The organism is Polaromonas sp. (assembly GCF_018780625.1).
Taxonomy (GTDB): domain Bacteria; phylum Pseudomonadota; class Gammaproteobacteria; order Burkholderiales; family Burkholderiaceae_C; genus Polaromonas.
Genome location: NZ_JADMJK010000100.1, coordinates 1 through 4,250, shown reverse-complemented (window position 1 = coordinate 4,250; position 4,250 = coordinate 1). Strand labels below are relative to the sequence as shown.

The 4,250-nt window shown below is 61.9% G+C and carries 4 protein-coding genes; 2 read left to right on the top strand and 2 right to left on the bottom strand.

Annotated features, from left to right (window positions below; translation table 11 throughout):
- On the top strand, positions 1-1,106 hold a 1,106-nt coding region (locus tag IV091_RS09340), incomplete at its 5' end, for a dihydroxy-acid dehydratase (protein ID WP_293467983.1).
- 109 nt (positions 1,107-1,215) lie between these two features.
- On the opposite strand, the gene IV091_RS09335 is transcribed toward IV091_RS09340, so the two are convergent.
- Positions 1,216-1,458 carry a TIGR04438 family Trp-rich protein gene (locus IV091_RS09335; protein WP_293467980.1) on the bottom strand — a complete coding sequence of 81 codons (243 nt, stop codon included), beginning with the start codon at positions 1,456-1,458 and terminating at the stop codon, positions 1,216-1,218.
- Between the two features lie 134 nt (positions 1,459-1,592).
- Here IV091_RS09335 and IV091_RS09330 point away from each other — a divergent pair, with 134 nt between their 5' ends.
- Positions 1,593-1,907 carry a c-type cytochrome gene (locus IV091_RS09330; protein ID WP_293467977.1) on the top strand — a complete coding sequence of 105 codons (315 nt, stop codon included), beginning with the start codon at positions 1,593-1,595 and terminating at the stop codon, positions 1,905-1,907.
- Between the two features lie 126 nt (positions 1,908-2,033).
- Here the strand turns inward: IV091_RS09330 and acs are convergent, their stop codons facing one another.
- Positions 2,034-4,043 (bottom strand): acetate--CoA ligase, encoded by a 2,010-nt coding sequence (gene acs / locus IV091_RS09325; protein WP_293467974.1) that lies wholly within the window; start codon positions 4,041-4,043, stop codon positions 2,034-2,036.
- Between the last annotated feature and the right edge of the window lie 207 nt (positions 4,044-4,250).

The following is a 4,250-nucleotide window of genomic DNA, read 5'->3' as shown; positions in this document are numbered from 1 at the left end:
CCGGCAGCTGCGGCGGCATGTACACGGCCAACACCATGTCCAGCGCCTTCGAGGCCCTGGGCATTTCGCTGCCCTACTCCAGCACCATGGCCAATCCGCACGACGAAAAAGTCAACTCGGCCAAGGAGTCGGCCCGGGTGCTGGTCGAGGCGATCAAGAATGACATCAAGCCGCGCGACATCGTGACGCGCAAATCGATTGAAAACGCCGTGGCCGTGATCATGGCCACAGGCGGCTCGACCAATGCCGTGCTGCACTTCCTGGCGATTGCCCATGCGGCCGGCGTCGAATGGACGATTGACGACTTCGAGCGCGTGCGCCAGAAAACACCGGTGCTGTGCAACCTCAAGCCGTCGGGCGAATACCTGGCCGTGGACTTGCACCAGGCCGGCGGCATCCCGCAGGTCATGAAAATGCTGCTGGTTGCCGGCCTGCTGCATGGCGACTGCCTGACCATTTCGGGCCAGACCATTGCCGAAACGCTCAAGGATGTGCCCGATGCGCCGCGTGCCGACCAGGACGTGATCCGCCCCATCGACAAACCCATGTATGCGCAAGGCCACCTGGCCATTTTGAAAGGCAACCTGTCGCCCGAGGGCTGCGTGGCCAAGATCACCGGCCTGAAAAACCCGGTCATGACGGGCCCGGCCCGCGTGTTCGACGACGAGCAGTCCGGCCTGGCCGCCATTCTGGCCGGCAAGATCGTGGCAGGTGACGTGATGGTCCTGCGCTACCTGGGCCCCAAGGGCGGCCCGGGCATGCCTGAAATGCTGGCACCCACAGGCGCGCTGATTGGCGCCGGCCTGGGCGAAAGCGTGGGCCTGATCACCGACGGACGCTTTTCGGGCGGCACCTGGGGCATGGTGGTGGGCCACGTGGCGCCTGAAGCGGCGGCGGGCGGCAACATCGCGTTCATCCGGGAAGGCGATTCCATCACGATTGATGCGCGCCAGTTGCTGCTGCAGCTGAACATCAGCGACGCCGAGCTGGAAAGCCGAAAAGTGGGCTGGAAGGCGCCGCTGCCGCGCTACATACGTGGCGTACAGGCCAAGTTTGCCTTCAACGCCTCCAGCGCCAGCAAGGGCGCGGTGCTTGACGACTATTGATGGCCGCTGCGCTGTAAAGCGCTGTCATGCAAAGAGCCCGTGACAAAACTTCACGGGCTCTTTGCTTTTGTATCAGGGCAGCTTCAGGCAGCCTGCCCAGGCGCGCAATTCAGCGCTTCTTTTTGGGCAGCATGCCCATGGCAGCGCGCTGTTTGTCGATGCGCAGCTTTGTGCGCGCGTCCATTTTTTCGATTTCCCGCCGCTTGGTGTAGCCCGAGGCATCGGCCCAGCTCCACCAGGCAACCGCAAGCGCAAAAGGCGTCAGCACAATCCACCAACTCAAGGCCGCTACGGGGTCAAGCTCCAGGTATTTCATGGCCAGGGCAACAAGCCCGATAAGTAAAAAATACATATGTAACTCCTGAAGGTTTTGATCGCTCTGAGGTGGGCTTGGCGCTTTGGGCCCGGGGTCGGGGTCAACCAATGTCCCTACAATCCCGTTGATTGACTGTATCCGAATCCATCATTCAGCCTTGAGGACATTCCATGAAAAAAATTCTATCGGTTATCGCTTGCGCAGCAGCAGGTTTTGCAGTGACCACGCCCGCGCTGGCTGACCTGCAGCTGGCCACCGCCAAGAACTGCATGGCCTGCCATGCCGTGGACAAAAAACTGGTGGGTCCGTCTTTCAAAGATGTCGCTGCCAAGTACGCCGGCCAGAAAGACGCAAGCGACAAGCTCGCTGCCAAGGTCATGAAGGGCGGCGCCGGCGTCTGGGGCCCCGTGCCCATGCCCGCCAACCCGCAGGTGAACGCTGACGAGGCCAAGAAGCTGGTGACCTGGATACTGGCCCAGAAATAAGGGCTGTCAGCCGCCCAACAAAAATCCCGCTCACTGAGCGGGATTTTTTGTTTTTTAGCCCTAGCCCATACTGATCGGGCACTAGCAACTATTATTTCAATAGCACCCGGAGGCGCTATTCAAGGCTCAATACGCCTGGCCCAGCTGGTCCAGAATGGCCGGATTTTCCAGCGTGGAGGTGTCCTGCGTCACGGCCTCGCCCTTGGCAATCGAGCGCAGCAGCCGGCGCATGATCTTGCCGGAGCGGGTCTTGGGCAGGTTTTCAGCAAAGCGGATGTCCTTGGGCTTGGCGATGGGGCCGATTTCCTTGGCCACCCAGTCACGCAGTTCCTTGGCAATGCGCTTGCCTTCTTCGCCGGACGGCAGTGAACGCTTGAGCACCACAAAGGCGCAGATGGCTTCACCGGTGAGGTCGTCCGGACGGCCGACCACGGCGGCTTCGGCCACCAGGTCTGACTTGCCGACCAGCGCCGACTCGATTTCCATGGTGCCCATGCGGTGGCCCGAGACGTTGAGCACATCGTCGATGCGGCCGGTGATGCGGAAGTAGCCGCGGTCTTCGCTGCGCACCGCGCCGTCGCCGGCCAGGTACATCTTGCCGCCCATTTCTTCGGGGAAATAGCTGGTCTTGAAGCGCGCAGGGTCGTTCCAGATGGTCCGGATCATCGACGGCCAGGGCCGCTTGATCACCAGGATGCCGCCGGTGCCGTTGGGAATGTCATTGCCGACCTCGTCCACAATCGCGGCCATGATGCCGGGCAGCGGCAGCGTGCAGCTGCCGGGCACCAGCGGCGTGGCGCCGGGCAGCGGCGTCATCATGTGGCCGCCGGTTTCGGTCTGCCAGAAGGTGTCCACGATCGGGCAGTTCTCATGGCCGATGTTCTTGTAGTACCACATCCAGGCTTCGGGGTTGATCGGCTCGCCGACCGAGCCCAGGATGCGCAGGCTGGACAGGTCGGAGCGGTCCGGGTGCACTTTTTCGTCGGCTTCGGCGGCCTTGATCAGCGAACGGATGGCCGTGGGCGCGGTGTAGAAAATCGTGCATTGGTGGCGCTCGATCATCTGCCAGAAGCGGCCAGCATTCGGGTAGGTGGGCACGCCCTCGAAAATGATCTGGGTGGCGCCGGCCGCCAGCGGGCCGTAGGCCACATAGGTGTGGCCGGTGATCCAGCCGATGTCGGCGGTGCACCAGAACACGTCGTCCGGCTTCAAGTCGAAGGTCCAGTCCATCGTGACCTTGGCCCACAGCAGGTAGCCGCCGGTGGAATGCTGCACGCCCTTGGGCTTGCCGGTGGAGCCCGAGGTATACAGGATGAACAGCGGGTGCTCGGCGCCCACGGGCACGGGCGCGCACTCGGTGCTGAGGCCGGCCAGCGCTTCGTCAAAGGTCTTGTCGCGCCCGGCCACCATGTTGCAGGCCGTGGCCGTGCGCTGGTACACCAGCACGGAGCGGATGGTGTCGCAGCCGCCCATCGCCAGGCCTTCATCCACAATCGCTTTCAGCGGCAGTTCCTTGCCGCCGCGCATCTGGTAATTGGTTGTAATGACGGCCACGGCGCCGGCGTCAATGATGCGTTCCTGCAGCGCCTTGGCTGAAAAGCCGCCAAACACCACGCTGTGGGTGGCGCCAATGCGGGCGCAGGCCTGCATGGCAATCACGCCTTCAAGCGTCATGGGCATGTAGATCAGGACGCGGTCGCCCTTCTGGATGCCTTCGGCCTTGAGCGCGTTGGCAAACTGGCTGACGCGCGCCAGCAGTTCCTTGTAGCTGGTCTTGGTGACGCTGCCATCGTCGGCTTCAAAAATGACGGCTGTCTTGTTCTCTACCGGGGTGCCCATGTGCTTGTCCAGGCAGTTGGCCGACGCGTTGATCTCGCCGTCGGCAAACCACTGGTAAAACGGCGCGTTGGATTCATCCAGGGTCTGGGTGAACGGTTTGTTCCAGACCAGGTTTTCGCGCGCCAGGCGGGCCCAGAAACCTTCAAAGTCTTTTTCGGCCTCGGCACACAGTGCGTTGTAGCCGTCCATGCCTGAAATGCGGGCCGCCTTGACCATGGCATCGCTGGGCGGGAATACGCGGTTTTCAACCAGCGTGGACTGAATAGCCGAGTTGGAGGTAGAGGTTGAGGCGCTCATCGGTGAAGTCTCCTTGTTGTCATTAGATGCCGGGTACTTTCTGCCTTTGCACTTACAGGCCACTGACTGGCTTGAAGCTTACAAATTTCCACAATAAAAGGCCGCTTTGCCGTGCCCCCTACAATTCGGCAATTTCACAGCTTCGACCATCATGTCAGAACCCACCCCTTCCAAACCCGCCCCGCTTCGCCCCCTGCCCAAACTGAT

Coding starts and splice junctions, on each gene's coding strand:
- IV091_RS09330 (WP_293467977.1), top strand. CDS start 1,593: ATGAAAAAAATTCTATCGGTTATCGCTTGCGCAGCAGCAGGTTTTGCA.
- acs (WP_293467974.1), bottom strand. CDS start 4,043: ATGAGCGCCTCAACCTCTACCTCCAACTCGGCTATTCAGTCCACGCTG.
- IV091_RS09335 (WP_293467980.1), bottom strand. CDS start 1,458: ATGTATTTTTTACTTATCGGGCTTGTTGCCCTGGCCATGAAATACCTG.